Here is a 204-nt window from a genome sequence, read left to right as displayed (position 1 = left end):
TGTCAACCGGTCTGAACACAGCTAATAGCAGCATAAACAGCCTGTCAAGCGGATATGCCAGTATCAATAATCAGGTATCTTCATTAAATCAGGATGCCCTGCAATGGAATGGCGGTATAAGTGCATATGATGCCAGTCATGGAAGCGGTAGTGCACAAAGAATTACCCATGTAGCTGCCGGTAATGTATCAGCAGATTCAACCG

The 204-nt window shown here is 45.1% G+C and carries 1 protein-coding gene; it reads left to right on the top strand.

The features are described from left to right. Positions 1-204 (top strand): hypothetical protein (locus H3T75_RS10820; RefSeq protein ID WP_198211710.1); only part of this gene is annotated, 204 nt, incomplete at both ends.

It is taken from the genome of Snodgrassella sp. W8135, from assembly GCF_016101225.1.
Lineage (GTDB): Bacteria > Pseudomonadota > Gammaproteobacteria > Burkholderiales > Neisseriaceae > Snodgrassella > Snodgrassella alvi.
This window is presented reverse-complemented; position numbering and strand designations above follow the sequence as displayed.